The sequence below is a fragment of the Pseudomonas fluorescens genome, assembly GCF_000967965.1.
GTDB classification, from domain to species: Bacteria; Pseudomonadota; Gammaproteobacteria; order Pseudomonadales; family Pseudomonadaceae; genus Aquipseudomonas; species Aquipseudomonas grandcourensis.
In genome coordinates this window covers 35393-51597 of sequence record NZ_LACC01000034.1, presented here as the reverse complement: position 1 = coordinate 51597, position 16205 = coordinate 35393, and the positions used below count along the sequence as shown (strand labels likewise).

Here is a 16205-nt window from a genome sequence, read left to right as displayed (position 1 = left end):
CCCACAGGGATCTTCAGTGGCCATAAGTCCCGAGTAAAACCGGGGGACCAATGTGGGCCTGCCTGCGAAGACGGCCTGCCAGCCAACACATCACTTTCTGATACACCCCCCAGATACCTGTTCCCCCAATCCCACATGGTCCGTTTGAGGGATGTCCCCTGCGTTGTGCATTGCTTGAATGCGAGTGTAGGGGCGCTACACCCGCCCCGTTGCACGCGCGCCCCGGCGGATGGGGTGAACAAAGGAGAACAATAAAAATGCTCAACCAAGACCTGATTCGCCAGCGTCTGAGCCAACGTGCCCGCGAGTTGGTGCCGATCCTGCGTGAACGCGCCCTGAATGCCGCGCAAGCAGGCCAGTTGCCTGAAGAAACCCTGAAGGATTTCCAGGACGCCGGGTTCTTCCGCATCCTTCAGCCATCCCGTTGGGAAGGCTATGAACTGGAGCCCAAGGATTTCTTCGACGTACAGATGACCCTCGCCGAAGGCTGCATGTCCTCGGCCTGGGTGCTAGGGGTGGTGGCGATCCACAACTGGCAACTGGCGCTGTTCGATGACCGCGCGGCCCAGGATGTCTGGGGCAGCGACTCCAGCGTGCTGATCTCGTCTTCCTATATGCCGGTAGGCAAGGTCGAGCGGGTCGACGGTGGCTTCAAGTTGAGCGGCCGCTGGGGCTTTTCTTCCGGCAGCAAGCATTGCGACTGGGCGTTCCTCGGTGCGCTGGTGCCGCCGGCAGAGGCGGGCGGGGCGCCGGATTACCGGACGTTCCTGGTGCCGCGCAGCGACTACCAGATTATCGACAACTGGAACGTCATGGGCCTGGAAGCCACCGGTTCCCACGACATTCTGGTCGAGAACGCTTTCGTTCCAGAGTACCGCACTCATCGCTCCCTGGACGGTTTCATGCAGAACAGTCCGGGTAACGCGGTGAACACTGCACCGTTGTTCCGCCTGCCATTCGGGCAGATTTTCGTGCGTGCGGTTTCGTCGTCCGCTATCGGTGCCCTGCAAGGCGCGGTGGATCAGTTTGTCGAGCACAACCGCGCCCGGGTCGGGGTCAATGACGGTCGCAAAATGGTCCAGGACCCGGCCGCGCAAGCGGCTCTGGCCAATGCCATGGTCTGCGTCGACGAGTGCAAGACCGCGCTGCATCGCAACTTCGCCCTGATGCTGGAGCGTGCGCAAAAAGGCGAGCCGTTGAGCATGCCGGAGCGGGTGAAGATGCGTTACGACTCGGCGCTGGTGGCCGACAAGTGCGCCAAGGCCGTTGGCGACCTGATGTTCAACAGCGGTGCTTCGACGATCTTCCGCAGCCATCCGATCAACCGTGCGTTCCGCGACATTCACACCGGTCGCGCCCACGTCGCCAACAGCCCGGCCAAGTACGCCTGGAACCTGGGTGGCGTGAGCATGGGTCAGGACAGCAGCGACTTTTTCCTCTAACGCTGGCGTACAAATCGGCTAGTCCGTTTGCGTGATTCGAGCGCCCCGTCGATGCACGAGCATTGACGGTAAGGCGAAGGTCTACGGCGCCGACTGCGCATCCAAATAAGCACAAGGATCAACCATGAAATTTTCCCTGATTTACGAAGCACAGACGGTGGATTCCAGCCGTGAAGGCGACCGCAAGATTTTTGAAGACACCGTCGAACAAGCTGTGCTGGCCGACAAGCTGGGCTTCGACACCTTCTGGTGCGTGGAACACACCGCGCTGAGTAACTACTCGCACATGTCCGCGCCGGAAACCATGCTGGCGTTCGTTGCCGGTAAAACCGAACGCATCGGCATCGGCCACGGTGTGGTCTGCCTGCCGCCGGCGATGAACCACCCGGTGAAGGTCGCCGAGCGCATCGCCACCCTCGACCTGTTGTCCAAGGGCCGTGTGCACTTTGGCGTGGGCAAAGGCGGCACCCAGCAGGAAGCCGGCACCTTCGGCTACGACTTGGCGACCTTGCAGCCGCAGATCGACGAGATGATGTACCTGATCCCGAAAATGTTCGTGCAGGACGAGATCGAGCACAACGGCGACTTCGTGCAGATCCCCAAGCGCCCGATCCATCCAAAGCCTTACCAGGATCCGCACCCGCCGATGTACCTGGCGTGCACCAACACCGAGTCGCTGAAGAATGCCGGCGGTCGTGGCATGGGCGCTCTGGTGCTGGGCTTCGGTGGCCCGGAAGAAATCGCCAAGAAGGTCGAGGTGTATCACACGGCCTACGACAACCGCGATGAGAAGAAGCAAGTGGGCTTCCGTCCTAACCGCCACATTGCCGCGCTGTGCCCGGCCATCGTGCTGGATGACAACGAAGAAGCGCGCCGCATCGGTATCCGTGGTCAGCGTTACTTCATGGAATCCCTGGGCTACTGGTACGGCGGTGGTGAGCGTCCGGACCCGGAGAAGTGGAAAGACGACACCTTCGTCGACGGCAACGGCCAAAGCGTGATCAAGTCGCGCTTCGCCTCCGAAGAAGTCAGCGTCGACTTCTCCGACCCGACCATGGCGATGATGAACCCGAACCACGCCTACGGCACCGTCGAGGATTGCATCGGCTACGTGCAGCGCCTGATCGATGCCGGCGCCGACGAAATCCTGTTCATCTGCCAGATGGGCACCGTGCCGCAGTGGGCGCAGCTGGAGACCTTGAAGAACATTGGCGAGAAAGTGATTCCGCATTTTCGCAAGGCGTGATGCCCCGCTGTAGGAGCGAGCTTGCTCGCGATAAACCGAAGAGCGCCGCGTGGCGTCAGGCTTGCAGCGTTATCGTTGACGACCATCGCGAGCAGGCTCGCTCCTACAGGTGATCGCATTTCAGGCCTGGCATGGACGTCAGGCCACCTTTCCAACGGGTCCCCAAGGCCCGTTTTTTTATGCCTGCCAGATAAGATTGAACACCGCCTACCCCTTGTAGGAGCGAGCCTGCTCGCGATAAACCGGAGAACGCCGCGGGGTGTCAGGTTTTCTGCGTTATCGTTGACGACCATCGCGAGCAGGCTCGCTCCTACAGGTTATTGCGCTAGTTCGCGCCACCGATTTGGCCTTTGAATAGAGCCTGTTTAACGGCTGTCAGCGTTACTTGATGAAAGCTACAACGCCTTGCGTCGTTGCCTACAGGTACGCCAGAATCCGCCGGCTTGTGCGCCTTGGGGCCCCTCGGTAACTTGATTCGCATCACTGCTCATCAGTGATCGGGTTTAGCAGCTCGGGTATAACCTAAGTCGTACGACGCTTCTATCAGTCAGGTTTTGTGCCTGTATTTTGATGGTGGCTGTACGCAGGGCGCCCTTGGGCGCGCCGGCTTCTTAGGTTCCCCGGTCTGCTAACCTGCGTGCAGCTGCCACCCTCTTCGTTTAGCAGCAGGAGGTTGGCACATCATTAGGAACCTGAGATATGTTCAAGGTCACACCAAACCCGCCGGACACCGATCCAGCATCCCCGTACGAACCCGATTCAAAAAAACTCAACGAGGCCGCCGAGCGTGCCCTCGCTTACCACTTCCCCTCGACAGCCGACATCAAAGCCACCCCTCGAACAATCAGCACACTGTTTACCGTCGACCCTGAGGCCACGACCGAAACCCTGGTGGTCTATCTGGTCGAGACCCTGGCCTCGGTGGATGTGATGGTGCATCAACTGGTGGATCATCTGGAGGGCGGTGATCGCAATGCCCTGCTGGGTATTTCCAATAGCGTCATGCTGGCCGAAATCACCGCGAACCGCGTGCTCGATCAAATCGACCCGCCTGCATAAACCCGCAACACCACATCCCCCCTGTAGGAGTGAGCCTGCTCGCGATAGCGGTCTTACATTCAATATCAATGTTGACTGTAAGGCCCTCATCGCGAGCAGGCTCACTCCTACAGTTTTTAATGCGTGTACCCCGTCATTTCCGCTAGTCCCATTGGACGATGTTGCCCCTCCCCGAACCCGTTTGAATAGCTCCTACATATAGCCCCTACATAAAGTCTCCCCCGGCACCAGCCGAAGGGCGGCACGGCCTGAGTAAAACGAGGAGTGCATCCATGGATATCCGTGGTCTGGGTTACGTCACCCTGTTATCCAGCGACCTGGCGCAATGGCGCCACTACGCAAGCCAGGTGTTGGGCATGATGGTCAGCGGCGACGATGAGCTGCTGTACCTGAAGATGGACGAGCGCCACTACCGCATCCTGGTGCAGAAGCACGCCGAGAACGGATTCGGTGCCTGCGGCTGGGAAGTCGCCGGCAAGGCGGCGCTGGAACAGGCGGTCAGCGAACTGCAACAGGCTGACGTGCAAGTGACCCGTGGCACCGCCGCTGAAGCGGAGCTGCGCAAGGTCCAGGAACTGGTGCACTTCAGCGACCCGGATGGCAATCGCCACGAACTGTTCTGGGGCCCGTTGCAGGACTTCGCCCGTTTCGTCTCGCCGGTGGGCGTCAAAGGTTTTGTCACCAACGACCTCGGCATGGGCCACGTCGTGCTGCCGGCGCCGGCCTTCGAACGCTGCCGCGACTTCTACGAACAGGTGATGGGCTTTGGCCTGTCGGACCTGATGAAAGTCCGCTTCACCCCGGACCCGGCCGAACCGCAAAAGCGCATTCACTTCCTGCACTGCAACAACGGCCGGCACCACTCGCTGGCGATTTTCGAGTGCCCGATGCCCCACGGTTGCGTGCACATGATGGTCGAGGTCAACGCGCTGGACGAAGTCGGCCGTGCGCTCGACCGCGTTCACGCCAACGGCGTGAAGCTGTCGGCCACCCTCGGCCAGCACACCAACGACCAGATGATTTCTTTCTATATCAAGACCCCGTCCGGGTTTGACCTGGAGTACGGCTGCGATGGCCTGGTGGTCGACTGGGACCGCCACACGCCGTTCGAAAGCACCGTGGTCAGCCACTGGGGCCACGACTTCAGTGTCGGTCGCCAATGAGGAACAAGACGATGGACAAGCAAATGACCACTGCCGAGATTGTCGGCCAACTGCGTGACGGCATGACCATCGGTATCGGTGGCTGGGGCCCGCGCCGCAAGCCGATGGCGCTGGTGCGCGAGATTCTGCGTTCGGACCTCAAGGACCTGACCGTGGTCGCCTACGGTGGCGCTGATGTCGGCATGCTCTGCGCGGCCGGCAAGATCAAGAAACTGGTGTTCGCCTTCGTTTCCCTGGACTTCATTCCGCTGGAGCCGTATTTCCGCAAGGCGCGCCAGGAAGCGGCGCTGGAAGTGATGGAAATCGACGAAGGTATGCTGCTGCTCGGTCTGCGGGCGGCGGCGATGAATGTGCCGTTCATTCCGACCGCCGTGGGTCTGGGCACCGATGTGCTACGCCACAACCGCCAGATCAAGTTGATTGCCTCGCCCTATGCCGATGGCAAGGACTGGGTGGCCATGCCGGCGCTCAAGCTCGACGCGGCGCTGGTCCACGTCGACCGCGCCGACAAACGCGGTGTGTGCCAGATCAGCGGTCCGGATCACTACATGGACGACCTGTTCGTGCGGGCCGCGACCCACAGCTACGTGACCTGCGATGAGTTGGTCGACAGCGAGTATTTCCATCAGGACAGCGCCCACGCCCATCAAGTGTTCTGGGAGCGCAACCTGACCACCGCCGTGGCCCACGTGCCGGGCGGGGCGCATCCGTCGTCCTGCGCACCGCTGTACGGTTTCGACGTCGCGCACTTCAAGGCCTACAACGCTACGGTCCAGGCGGCCGATGGCTGGGAAGGCTACGTGCGCGACTACGTCGACTGCAGCCACGAACAGTACCTGGACAAGGTTGGCGGCCTGGCTGCGATCCGTGAATTGCCGTTGCCGATTTTCTAAGGAGCCTTTCGATGAGCACTACTGATTACAGCCTCGCTGAGTTGATGATCTGCGCGGCCTCCGAAGCCTGGCGCGAAGACGGCGAGGTTCTGGCCTCCGGCATCGGCGTGATCCCGCGCCTGGCCGCTTCGCTGGCCATGCTGACCAGCAACCCGCAACTGCTGATGACCGACTCCGAAGCCTACATGGTTGCCGAACCGGTGCCGTTGGGCGCGCGCAAGGGCTACGAGCCCAAGCGCGACAGCTGGATGGGCTTCTCGCGGATTTTCGACAACGTCTGGGGTGGCAAGCGCCATGCCCTGGTCGGCCCGACCCAGATCGACCGCTTTGGCCAGGCGAACATTTCCTGCATCGGCGACTACGCCAAACCCAAGGCGCAGATGCTTGGCGTACGCGGTTTCCCCGGCAACTCGATCAGCCACGCCAACTCGTTTTGCGTGCCGAGCCATAACCGCCGAGTGTTCGTCGAAGGCGAGGTCGATATGGTCGCCTCGGTCGGCTACAACCCGGCTCGCCTGGCGCGGGGCTGGTCGCTGGACGACATTGACATCCGCCTGATCATCACCGACCTCTGCATCCTGGACTTCCAGGGCCCGCAGCGGCAGATGCGCATCCGTTCGCTGCACCCCGGCGTGACGGCGGCGCAAGTCCAGGACAACACCGGCTTCGAGCTGCACGTGCCGGACGATTGCCCGACCACGGCAGCACCGACGGCCGAGCAGTTGCAGCTGATTCAGCGTCTGGACCCGCACAACCTGCGCGCCCTGCAACTCAAAGACAACCCGCCAGGCCAACGCTGAGCAACGCGTTGCGGAGAAAAGTGATGGCTGAACATAACGATAACAATCAGGCCGAGGTGGTGCTGTACGAGGTGCGTGGCGCGGTGGCCCTGGTCACCATGAACCGCCCTGAGTTCCACAACGCGCAGAACTCGCAGATGACCTATGCGCTGGACGCGGCGTTTCGCCGGGCCTGCGATGACGATGAAGTGAAGGTCATTGTGCTGCGTGGCGCCGGCAAGCATTTCTCCGCCGGGCATGACATCGGTACCCCGGGTCGCGACGTCGACAAGACCTTCGACCGCGCCAGCCTGTGGTACGACCATGTGAACAAACCGGGTGGCGAGTTTCTCTATGCCCGGGAGCAGGAAGTCTATCTGGGCATGTGTCGCCGCTGGCGCGAGATGCCCAAGCCGACCATCGCGATGGTCCAGGGCGCGTGCATTGCCGGTGGCTTGATGCTGGCTTGGGTCTGCGACCTGATCGTCGCCAGCGAGGATGCCTACTTCGCCGATCCGGTGGTGCGCATGGGCATTCCCGGTGTGGAGTATTTCGCCCACGTGCATGAACTGAACCCGCGCATCGCCAAGGAGTTCCTGTTCCTCGGCGAGCGCATGCCGGCACCGCGTGCCTATCAGATGGGCATGCTCAATCGGGTGGTTGCTCGCGACGAGCTGGAGCAACAAACCCTCGACATCGCCGGGCGCATCGCGCAGATGCCGCGCCTGGGCCTGCAGCTGAGCAAGCAAGCGGTGAACAACGCCGAAGATTTGATGGGCAAGCGCGCGACCATGGACATGGTGTTCGGCCTACATCACTTCGCCCATGCCCACAATGAACTGGTGTCCGGCGACCGCCTCGGCGGTTACGACGCCAAGGCCATGGCCAGTTCCCAGCGCAAAACGGGCGAGGCGTGAACATGGCGATCTCGTTGAATACCCGTTTGACTGAACTGCTCGGTTGCCGCTACCCGATCATCCAGACCGCCATGGGCTGGGTCGCCGACCCGAAACTGGTGGCGGCCACGGGCAATGCTGGTGGTTTCGGTTTTCTCGCCGGAGCGACCATCGAACCGCAGCAGATGGAAGCGGCGATTATCGAAACCCGGCGCCTGACCGATCAGCCGTTTGGGGTGAATTTCCATATGTACCAAGCCAATGCCAGCGAGATCGTCGAGCTGGTGTTGCGCCATAAAGTCCGGGCGGTCAGCTACAGCCGTTCGCCGGGCAAGCAAATGATCAGCCGCCTGAAGGATGCCGGCGTGGTGTGCATTCCCACAGTGGGCGCGCTCAAGCATGCGCAGAAAGCCGTGGAAATGGGCGCCGATGCGGTGACCGTACAGGGCGGCGAGGGCGGGGGACATACCGGTTCCGTACCGACCTCGATGCTGCTTGATCAAGTGGTCAATGCCGTGTCGGTGCCCGTGGTGGCGGCCGGCGGTTTCAAGGACGGCAAGGGGCTGGTCTCGGCCCTGGCCTACGGTGCCGAAGGCATCGCCATGGGCACGCGGTTCCTGATGTGCGCCGACAGCCCGGTGCCCCAGGCGACGTTGGCCCGTTACCTGGCGGTCAAGGACCCGGCGGCGATCATCATCAGCCGCGCCATCGACGGCATGCCGCAACGGATGATCCGCAACGAATTGCTCAATCAGCTGGAAAACAGCGGCGGCCTCAAGCGCCTGTTGCTGGCCTTGCAGAGTGGCCTGGCCTACCGCCGCCACACCGGCATGAGCCTGACCCAGTTGTTCACCAGCGCGCTGAAGATGCGCGGCAGCGGAGAGTTGACCGCCGCGCAAAGCATCATGGCCGCCAACGCGCCGATGGTGATCCAGAAAGCCATGGTCGACGGGCAACCGGCCGCGGGCGTGTTGCCCGCCGGGCAGATCGCCGCATCCATCGACAGCTTGCCCAGCTGCGCCCAATTGATTGAACAGATCGTCCGCGACGCCGAAGCGCGCCTGGGCGAGCTGTGCCGCCGTGTGTCGTAAGGGGCCATGCATTGTGAAGGAAGGAAACCATGAAACCATTTAGCGTCAGTATCGATAACGGCATTGCCGAACTGGTCTTCAACCGACCACCGGTCAACGCCTTCAATTGCCAGGGCTGGGCCGATATCGCCAGCGAGATCGAGGGCCTGGGTCGCAACAGCGATGTGCGGGTGATCGTGATCCGTGCCGAAGGCCGCGGCTTCTGCGCCGGGGTCGATATCAAGGAACTGGCCGCCGACGGCAACCTGATCGTCGCGGTGAACAAGGGCAACTACGACAGCTTCAAGGCCATCCACCGCAACCCGAAACCGGTGATCGTGGCCGTGCACGGCTTCGTGCTGGGCGGCGGCATCGGTATCTGCGGCGCCGCCGACATCATCGTCGCGTCCGAGTGCGCCACCTTCGGCGTGCCGGAAGTGGATCGCGGGGCCATGGGCGGCGGTGCGCATTTGCAGCGCCTGTTCCCGGTGCAGAAAGTCCGCCACATGTACTTCACCGGCGAGGCCATCGACGCCGCAGAAGCCTACCGCCTGGGCGCGGTGGAGCGGGTGGTCAAGCGCGAAGACTTGCGCGAAGCCACGTTGCAGATCGCCCGCACCATCGCCGCCAAGAGCCCCGGCATGATCAGCCTGGCCAAGGAAGCGCTGAGCGGCATCGAAGACGGCAATCTGGAAGACAAATACCGCTGGGAGCAAGGCTTCACCCTCGAAGCCTATCGCTCACTGGACTCTCAGGAAGCACGCGACTCGTTCGTCGAGAAACGCGATGCCCGATTCAACGGCTGAAGGCATATCCATGGACCTGACTTATACCCCGGCCCAGCAGGCCTTTCGCGCCGAGGCGCGGACCTGGCTGGCGGCCAATGTACCGAGTGAACCGCTGCAATCGTTCGACACCGAGTCTGGCTTTGCCCAGCACCGGGCCTGGGAAGCCAAGCTCAATGAAGGCCGTTGGGGCATGGTCACCTGGCCGACAGAACTTGGCGGGCGCGGCTGTGACCTGATCGAGTGGCTGATTTTCGAAGAGGAATACTACCGTTCCGGGGCACCGGCACGGGTCAACCAGAACGGCATCTTCCTGCTCGGCCCGACCCTGATGGAGTACGGCAGCGCAGAGCAGAAAGCGCGATTCCTGCCGCGCATGGCCACAGGCGAAGACATCTGGGCCCAGGCCTGGTCCGAGCCGGGTGCCGGTTCCGACATGGCGGCGATCCGTTCCAAGGCTGAACGGGTGGGTGACCACTACGTGATCAACGGCCAGAAAACCTGGTCGACCCGTGCGGTGTGGGCGGATTGGGCGTTCGGTATTTTCCGTACCGACTCGCAGTCCCAGCGACATCACGGCCTGACCTTCATCCTGCTGCCGCTGGACACGCCTGGCATCACCGTGCGGCCGATTCCGCAGCTCAACGGTTTGCCGGGTTTCGCCGAGATCTTCTTCGACGACGTCAAGGTGCCGGTGGAGAACGCCCTCGGTGGCGAAGGCATGGGCTGGCATGTGGCGATGTCCACCGCCGGTTTCGAGCGAGGCTTGTTGCTGCGTTCACCGGCGCGCTTCCAGGAAACCGCCAAGCGCCTGGTGCAGCTGTACCTGGCCAATCGTGAGCACGCCGACCGCGATCCGGCCATTGGTGAGGCCGTGATGCGCGCCTGGCTCGATGCCGAGGCCTACACCCTGAGCACCTACATGACTGCTTCGCAACTGGTGCAGGGCGGCAAGATCGGGCCGGAGTCGTCGACCAACAAGATCTTCTGGTCCGAACTTGACCAGCGCATGCACGACACCGCCATGAGCATTCTCGGCTTGCGTGGCGAACTGCTGCCCGATGCCCCGGCCGCCGGTGACGTCGGCCATTGGCTGGAAGGTTTCCTGTTTGCCCAGGCCGGGCCGATCTACGCCGGCACCAACGAGATCCAGCGCAACATCATTGCCGAACGCATGCTCGGCATGCCGCGTGCCTGAGGAATAGACCATGGACTTTAGTTTCAGCCGCGACCAACTGCTGTTTCAGGACAACGTCCGCAGCTTCTTGATCAACGAAGTCACTCCGGAACGCATTCGCGAACTGTGGCAGAGCGACAGCGGGCGCAGTGATCAGCTCTGGGCACAACTGGTGGAGCTGGGCCTGACCGCCCTGACCGTGCCCGAGGCGCAGGACGGCATGGGCATGAATGAGCTGGACTTCATTCTGATCGCGCAGGAGTGTGGGTATGCCGGGCTGCCAGAGCCGCTGGTGGACACCATGTTGATCGGCGTGCCGTTGCTCGCCGCCCTGGATGAGCAACATGCGCCACTCAAACAAAAATGGCTGTCGCGAGTGGCCGAGGGCCGTGCGCGTCTCGCGGTTTCCGAGCCAGGTAACCCGCTGGTCAGCGATGCCCACGTTGCCGATCTACTGTTGCTGGCCAATGGTGACGAAGTGCATGCCCTGGAGCGTGATGCCGTGCGCTTGACCCGCAACGAGTCGGTTGATCCGAGCCGGCAGTTGTTCCAGGTCGAGTGGACGCCAACACCTGCCACGTGCGTGGCCAGCGGTGAACAAGGACGGCAACTGTGGGCGGCCACCTTCAACCGTGGCGCCCTCGCCAGTGCCGCGCAATTGCTCGGGCTGGCCAAACGCATGGTCGACCTGGCGGTGGACTACACCTTCGAGCGCAAACAGTTCGGCAAGCCGGTGGGTTCGTTCCAGGCGGTCAAGCACTTGATGGCCAACGTCGCGGTGCAGATCGAGTTCGCCAAGGGTCCGCTGTACCGCGCCGCTTATGCGCTGGCCGAGCAACAACCGGGGCAGGACGTGCTGGTGTCCCACGCCAAGCTGGCAACGGCGGAAGCGGCCATGCTCGCGGCGAAGAACACCATCCAGGCCCACGGCGCCATGGGTTACACCTGGGAAGTCGACTTGCATCTGTTCATGAAGCGCGCCTGGGCCCTGGACAAGGTCTGGGGCGATCGCGGCCATCACAAAGGGCGGATTCGCGCGGCGCTGTTTGACGGCAACCCAGAACTGGGTGCGGGCAATACGTTCTAACCAGTCAGTAAGGGGGACGCCCCCCTTGTGGGAGCGAGCCTGCTCGCGAAGGCGGCAGCACATTCAACATTGTTGTCGACTGAACTGACGCATTCGCGAGCAGGCTCGCTCCCACAGGTTTTTCGGCGCTCTCAATGCCTGATTTTAATTTTTTCACCGAGGTAGACCATGCCTGAAGCCTATATTGTCGACGCCCTGCGTACGCCCACCGGGCGGCGCAAGGGTGGTCTGAGCCAGATTCACGCCGCCGACCTGGGTGCGCATGTATTGCGTGCGCTGGTCGAGCGCAATGCCATTCCCGACGAGGATTACGACGACGTGATCTTCGGCTGTGTCGACACCATCGGCCCGCTGGCCGGGGACATCGCCCGTACCAGTTGGCTGGCGGCCGGCCTGTCGCAAGCGGTGCCGGGCACCACCATCGATCGCCAGTGCGGTTCGTCGCAGCAAGCGGTGCACTTCGCGGCGCAAGCAGTGATGAGCGGCACTCAGGACGTGGTCGTCGCCGGTGGCGTGCAGACCATGACCCAGATCCCGATTTCCTCGGCGATGATCGCCGCCGAGCCCTTGGGCTTCACCGATCCGTTCAGCGGTTCCGAAGGCTGGGTGCGGCGCTATGGCGCGCAACCGCCAACGCAGTTCCGTTCGGCGCAGATGATCGCGGAAAAGTGGGACCTGTCCCGGGCCCAGCTTGAAGCCTATTCGCTTGAGTCCCATCGACGTGCCTTGCAGGCCATCGAGCAAGGCCGCTTCAATCGCGAAATCGTGCCACTGGCCGGCGTGCTGCATGACGAAACGCCACGCCAGACCAGCCTGGAAAAAATGGCCGAGCTGGAAGTCCTGTTCGGCTGCGACCGGGTGACCGCCGCGGTGTCGAGCCAGACCTGTGACGCGGCCAGCGCGATGCTGATTGTCTCGGAGGCGGCGCTCAAGCGTTACGGCCTGACGCCACGGGCACGCATCCATCACCTGAGCGTGCGCGCCGAAGACCCTATCTGGATGCTCACTGCGCCGATCCCGGCCACCGCCTACGCACTCAAGCGTGCCGGCATGAAGCTGGAAGATATCGACCGGGTGGAGATCAACGAAGCCTTCGCGTCGGTGGCCATGGCCTGGTTGAAAGAGACCGGTTATCCCCATGAACAGACCAACGTCAACGGCGGCGCGATTGCCCTCGGTCATCCATTGGGCGCCACCGGCACCCGCTTGATGTGCACCTTGCTGCATGAACTGGAACGCAGCGGCGGTCGCTTCGGCATGCAGACCATGTGCGAAGGCGGCGGCCAGGCCAACGTGACGATCATCGAACGCTTGTAAACCAGGATGTACACCGATCCTGTAGGAGCGAGCCTGCTCGCGAAGACGTAGTGTCAGCTACATCAATGTTGGCTGACCCACCACTATCGCGAGCAGGTTCGCTCCTACAGGGATTGTGTTGACCCGTGATGAATTTGAAGGATGTAGAACATGAAGATCTGTGAAAACCGTGTGGTGATCATCACCGGTGCCGGCGGTGGCCTGGGCCGCTCCTACGCGCTGGCCTTCGCTGCCGAAGGCGCGAAAGTGGTGGTCAACGACATCAACCGCGAAGCGGCGCTGGCCGTGGTCGGTGAAATCCTCGGCCTGGGCGGCAGTGCCGTGGCCAACAGCGACGACATCACCCGCTATGACTCGGCGGGGCTGATCGTGCGCCAGGCCATCGAAACCTTCGGCGACCTGAACGTGGTGGTCAACAACGCTGGCATCTGCCGCGACCGCATGTTCGCCAGCCTCAGCGAAGCCGACTGGGACGCCGTGGTAGCCGTGCACCTCAAAGGCCACTTCTGCATTTCCAGTCACGCCGTGAAGTACTGGCGCGAGCAGGCCAAGGGTGGCGCCAAGGTCGATGCGCGGATCATCAACACCAGTTCCGGCGCCGGTTTGCAGGGCTCCATTGGCCAGTCCAACTACGCGGCGGCCAAGGGCGGTATTGCCTCGCTGACGCTGGTGCAGGCGGCTGAACTGCGCCGCTACGGGATCACCGCCAACGCCTTGGCCCCGGCCGCTCGCACCGGGATGACCGAGCAAGTGTTCGCCGACACCATGAAAAAACCGGAAGAAGGCTTCGATTACTTCGCCCCGGAAAACGTCGCGCCGTTGGTTGTGTGGCTCGGCTCCGAGGCTTCCGCCGAGGTGACCGGGCAGATGTTCGAGGTCGAGGGCGGCAAGTTGTCCATCGCCGACGGCTGGCGCCGTGGTCCGCAACTGGATCGCCAGGGCCGTTGGGCGGTCGGCGAGATGGGCGACGCCGTTGCACAGTTGGTGGCTCAGGCCGTTCCGGCGGCCAAAGTGTACGGCAGCTGAAAAAGTCCGGTCTCGGGAGGGCGGCGCGCGGCTATAATCGGCCGACGTTTCCCTCTGTCACCACACGAGACCTGCCATGACCATTTCCCTGTACGACGCTTCCGTGCCTGTTTTCCAGCAAATGCTCAACGCTCTGAGCGATGTACTGAAAAAAGCCGAAGCTCACGCCACCGAAAAAAACATCGACCCTAACGCCTTCCTGCAAGCGCGCCTGTTCCCGGACATGTTCCCGCTGGTGCGTCAGGTGCAGATCGCCGTTGATTTCAGCAAGGGCGTTACCGGTCGCCTGGCCGAAGTCGAATTGCCGAAGTACGACGACACAGAAACCACCTTCGCGGATTTGCAAGCGCTGATCGCCAAGGCCCTGGCTTTCATCGGCAGCATTACGCCTGCGCAGATCAACGGCAAGGAAGGCATCGAGATCGTCACCCGTCCGGGCACGCCTAAAGAGAAGCGCTTCAGCGGCCAGTCCTACCTGCTGACCTACGGCCTGCCGCAGTTCTTCTTCCACGTCACCACCACTTACGCACTGCTGCGCCACAACGGCGTGGAAGTGGGCAAGCGCGACTACATGGGCGCGTTCTAAACCGTCCAGGTACAAAAAAGCCCCCGCAACCTCAGGTTGCGGGGGCTTTTTCATGTGTACGCATTTATCAGCTACACCACGGTTCCTGTAGGAGTGAGCCTGCTCGCGATGGCGGAGTATCAGGCGACATCTATGTTGAATGATTAAACGCTATCGCGAGCAGGCTCACTCCTACAAGGATTTGTGTCAGGCCAGGCGTTCTGCTTTTGCCTCTTCACCCAGGCAAGCCGCCGCGGTGAACAGCACATCGGTGGAGGAGTTCAGCGCGGTTTCCGCCGAGTCCTGCAACACGCCGATGATGAAGCCGACCGCGACCACCTGCATGGCGATTTCGCTCGGGATGCCGAACAGGCTGCAGGCCAGTGGAATCAGCAACAGCGAACCACCGGCCACACCCGAAGCACCGCAGGCGCAGATTGCCGCGACGACGCTCAGCAGGATCGCGGTGGGAATGTCCACGGCGATGCCCAGCGTGTGCACGGCCGCCAGGGTCAGTACGGTGATGGTGATTGCCGCGCCGGCCATGTTGATGGTCGCGCCCAGCGGGATCGATACCGAGTAGGTGTCTTCGTGCAGGCCCAGACGCTTGCTCAACTCCAGGTTGACCGGAATGTTCGCCGCCGAACTACGGGTGAAGAACGCCGTGATGCCGCTTTCGCGCAGGCAGGTCAGCACCAGCGGGTACGGGTTGCGACGCAGTTTCCAGAACACGATGAGCGGGTTCATCACCAGCGCCACGAACAGCATGCAGCCCAGCAGCACAGCCAGCAGGTGCGCATAGCCGATCAAGGCGCCGAAACCGGAAGTGGCCAGGGTCGATGCCACCAGGCCGAAGATGCCCAGCGGGGCGAAGCTGATCACCAGACGCACGATCACCGTCACGCCGTTGGACAGGTCGCCCAGCACTTCACGGGTGGTGTCGCCGGCGTGGCGGATGGCAATGCCCATACCGATGGCCCACGCCAGGATGCCGATGAAATTGGCATTCATCAGGGCGCTGACCGGATTATCGACCACGCTCAGCAACAGGCTTTGCAACACTTCGCCAATCCCGCCTGGCGCAGTCACCGCGACGTCCTGGGTCGACAGCACCAGGCTCGACGGGAACGTCATGCTGGCAACCACCGCGACCACGGCCGCGGCGAAAGTGCCCAGCAGATACAAGAACAGAATCGGCCGGATGTGGGTTTCCTGACCGTGTTTGTGGTTGGCAATCGACGCCATGACCAGCACGAACACCAGAATCGGCGCGACGGCTTTCAGCGCCGAGACAAACACTTTGCCGATGAACGCCGTGGACTTCGCCAGGTCGGGGGCAATCAGCGCCAGGGCAATACCGGCGATCAGGCCGATCACGATCTGTGTGACCAGGCTCAAGCGTTTAAGGCGTTGCAATAGAGAAGGGGATGAAGCAGTCATAAAACGGCATCTCTGGTTTTTTATAAGTGCATGGTTTCGCCGCCGTTGCAGCAACAAGCAGGGCAGGCCGCAGGCGGGAAACCGAGAGGGGAACACGGGGCTAATGCCAGCGCTGATTCCTGTGGCGAGGGAGCAAGCTCCCTCGCCACAAAGGGCGCGGACTTTATCACAGCGTAGGAGCTATCTTTCAGACCTGTGACGAACTGCCACCCTGGCATTCAACGAGATAGGCAGGTTCGAGCAACCGCATCCGAAAACAC

At 62.2% G+C, this 16205-nt stretch carries 15 protein-coding genes and 1 pseudogene; 14 read left to right on the top strand and 2 right to left on the bottom strand.

Annotated features, from left to right (window positions below):
- Nucleotides 1-257: 257 nt before the first annotated feature.
- Entirely contained in the window at nt 258-1442 is a 1185-nt protein-coding gene (locus VC35_RS24385) for an acyl-CoA dehydrogenase family protein (RefSeq protein WP_046043084.1), read from the top strand.
- A gap of 124 nt (nt 1443-1566) precedes the next feature.
- Nucleotides 1567-2688, top strand: a complete 1122-nt coding sequence (locus VC35_RS24380; protein WP_046043082.1) for an LLM class flavin-dependent oxidoreductase — start codon at nt 1567-1569, stop codon at nt 2686-2688.
- Nucleotides 2689-2696: 8 nt separating this feature from the next.
- Here VC35_RS24380 and VC35_RS30110 read toward each other — a convergent pair.
- Nucleotides 2697-2807 (bottom strand): annotated as a pseudogene (locus VC35_RS30110) (outer membrane lipoprotein carrier protein LolA); the annotation flags it as partial.
- Nucleotides 2808-3387: 580 nt separating this feature from the next.
- Between VC35_RS30110 and VC35_RS24375 the strand changes: the two are divergent.
- The 12 genes from VC35_RS24375 (at nt 3388) to VC35_RS24320 (ending at nt 14526) form a co-directional block, all read left to right on the top strand.
- Complete coding sequence (locus VC35_RS24375; RefSeq protein WP_046043080.1) at nt 3388-3747, top strand: DUF6124 family protein; 360 nt, start codon at nt 3388-3390, stop codon at nt 3745-3747.
- A 272-nt stretch (nt 3748-4019) separates the two neighbouring features.
- On the top strand, nt 4020-4910 hold the full coding sequence (locus VC35_RS24370; RefSeq protein ID WP_046043078.1) for a VOC family protein: 891 nt from the start codon (nt 4020-4022) through the stop codon (nt 4908-4910).
- 11 nt (nt 4911-4921) lie between these two features.
- Nucleotides 4922-5803: a CoA transferase subunit A gene (locus VC35_RS24365; protein WP_046043076.1), complete on the top strand. Its 882-nt coding sequence runs from the start codon at nt 4922-4924 to the stop codon at nt 5801-5803.
- 11 nt (nt 5804-5814) lie between these two features.
- Entirely contained in the window at nt 5815-6603 is a 789-nt protein-coding gene (locus VC35_RS24360; RefSeq protein ID WP_046043074.1) for a CoA-transferase subunit beta, read from the top strand.
- A gap of 23 nt (nt 6604-6626) precedes the next feature.
- Nucleotides 6627-7499: an enoyl-CoA hydratase gene (locus VC35_RS24355; protein WP_046043072.1), complete on the top strand. Its 873-nt coding sequence runs from the start codon at nt 6627-6629 to the stop codon at nt 7497-7499.
- 2 nt (nt 7500-7501) lie between these two features.
- On the top strand, nt 7502-8569 hold the full coding sequence (locus tag VC35_RS24350; RefSeq protein WP_046043071.1) for an NAD(P)H-dependent flavin oxidoreductase: 1068 nt from the start codon (nt 7502-7504) through the stop codon (nt 8567-8569).
- Between the two features lie 29 nt (nt 8570-8598).
- Nucleotides 8599-9354: an enoyl-CoA hydratase family protein gene (locus VC35_RS24345; protein WP_046043070.1), complete on the top strand. Its 756-nt coding sequence runs from the start codon at nt 8599-8601 to the stop codon at nt 9352-9354.
- Nucleotides 9355-9364: 10 nt separating this feature from the next.
- Nucleotides 9365-10531, top strand: a complete 1167-nt coding sequence (locus VC35_RS24340) for an acyl-CoA dehydrogenase family protein (RefSeq protein WP_046043068.1) — start codon at nt 9365-9367, stop codon at nt 10529-10531.
- A gap of 10 nt (nt 10532-10541) precedes the next feature.
- Nucleotides 10542-11597, top strand: a complete 1056-nt coding sequence (locus VC35_RS24335) for an acyl-CoA dehydrogenase family protein (protein WP_046043067.1) — start codon at nt 10542-10544, stop codon at nt 11595-11597.
- A 168-nt stretch (nt 11598-11765) separates the two neighbouring features.
- On the top strand, nt 11766-12914 hold the full coding sequence (locus VC35_RS24330; RefSeq protein WP_046043066.1) for an acetyl-CoA C-acetyltransferase: 1149 nt from the start codon (nt 11766-11768) through the stop codon (nt 12912-12914).
- A gap of 150 nt (nt 12915-13064) precedes the next feature.
- Nucleotides 13065-13940: an SDR family oxidoreductase gene (locus VC35_RS24325; RefSeq protein WP_046043064.1), complete on the top strand. Its 876-nt coding sequence runs from the start codon at nt 13065-13067 to the stop codon at nt 13938-13940.
- 76 nt (nt 13941-14016) lie between these two features.
- On the top strand, nt 14017-14526 hold the full coding sequence (locus VC35_RS24320; protein ID WP_046043063.1) for a DUF1993 domain-containing protein: 510 nt from the start codon (nt 14017-14019) through the stop codon (nt 14524-14526).
- Nucleotides 14527-14712: 186 nt separating this feature from the next.
- On the opposite strand, the gene sstT is transcribed toward VC35_RS24320, so the two are convergent.
- Nucleotides 14713-15945 carry a serine/threonine transporter SstT gene (gene sstT / locus VC35_RS24315; protein WP_046043062.1) on the bottom strand — a complete coding sequence of 411 codons (1233 nt, stop codon included), beginning with the start codon at nt 15943-15945 and terminating at the stop codon, nt 14713-14715.
- Nucleotides 15946-16205 lie beyond the last annotated feature (260 nt).

Bases quoted from the DNA above. Each gene is read 5' to 3' on its own strand.
- VC35_RS24360 (WP_046043074.1), top strand. From the start codon at position 5,815: ATGAGCACTACTGATTACAGCCTCGCTGAGTTGATGATCTGCGCGGCC.
- VC35_RS24335 (WP_046043067.1), top strand. From the start codon at position 10,542: ATGGACTTTAGTTTCAGCCGCGACCAACTGCTGTTTCAGGACAACGTC.
- VC35_RS24385 (WP_046043084.1), top strand. From the start codon at position 258: ATGCTCAACCAAGACCTGATTCGCCAGCGTCTGAGCCAACGTGCCCGC.
- VC35_RS24325 (WP_046043064.1), top strand. From the start codon at position 13,065: ATGAAGATCTGTGAAAACCGTGTGGTGATCATCACCGGTGCCGGCGGT.
- VC35_RS24330 (WP_046043066.1), top strand. From the start codon at position 11,766: ATGCCTGAAGCCTATATTGTCGACGCCCTGCGTACGCCCACCGGGCGG.
- VC35_RS24375 (WP_046043080.1), top strand. From the start codon at position 3,388: ATGTTCAAGGTCACACCAAACCCGCCGGACACCGATCCAGCATCCCCG.
- VC35_RS24345 (WP_046043070.1), top strand. From the start codon at position 8,599: ATGAAACCATTTAGCGTCAGTATCGATAACGGCATTGCCGAACTGGTC.
- VC35_RS24340 (WP_046043068.1), top strand. From the start codon at position 9,365: ATGGACCTGACTTATACCCCGGCCCAGCAGGCCTTTCGCGCCGAGGCG.
- VC35_RS24370 (WP_046043078.1), top strand. From the start codon at position 4,020: ATGGATATCCGTGGTCTGGGTTACGTCACCCTGTTATCCAGCGACCTG.
- VC35_RS24355 (WP_046043072.1), top strand. From the start codon at position 6,627: ATGGCTGAACATAACGATAACAATCAGGCCGAGGTGGTGCTGTACGAG.
- VC35_RS24320 (WP_046043063.1), top strand. From the start codon at position 14,017: ATGACCATTTCCCTGTACGACGCTTCCGTGCCTGTTTTCCAGCAAATG.
- sstT (WP_046043062.1), bottom strand. From the start codon at position 15,945: ATGACTGCTTCATCCCCTTCTCTATTGCAACGCCTTAAACGCTTGAGC.
- VC35_RS24380 (WP_046043082.1), top strand. From the start codon at position 1,567: ATGAAATTTTCCCTGATTTACGAAGCACAGACGGTGGATTCCAGCCGT.
- VC35_RS24365 (WP_046043076.1), top strand. From the start codon at position 4,922: ATGGACAAGCAAATGACCACTGCCGAGATTGTCGGCCAACTGCGTGAC.
- VC35_RS24350 (WP_046043071.1), top strand. From the start codon at position 7,502: ATGGCGATCTCGTTGAATACCCGTTTGACTGAACTGCTCGGTTGCCGC.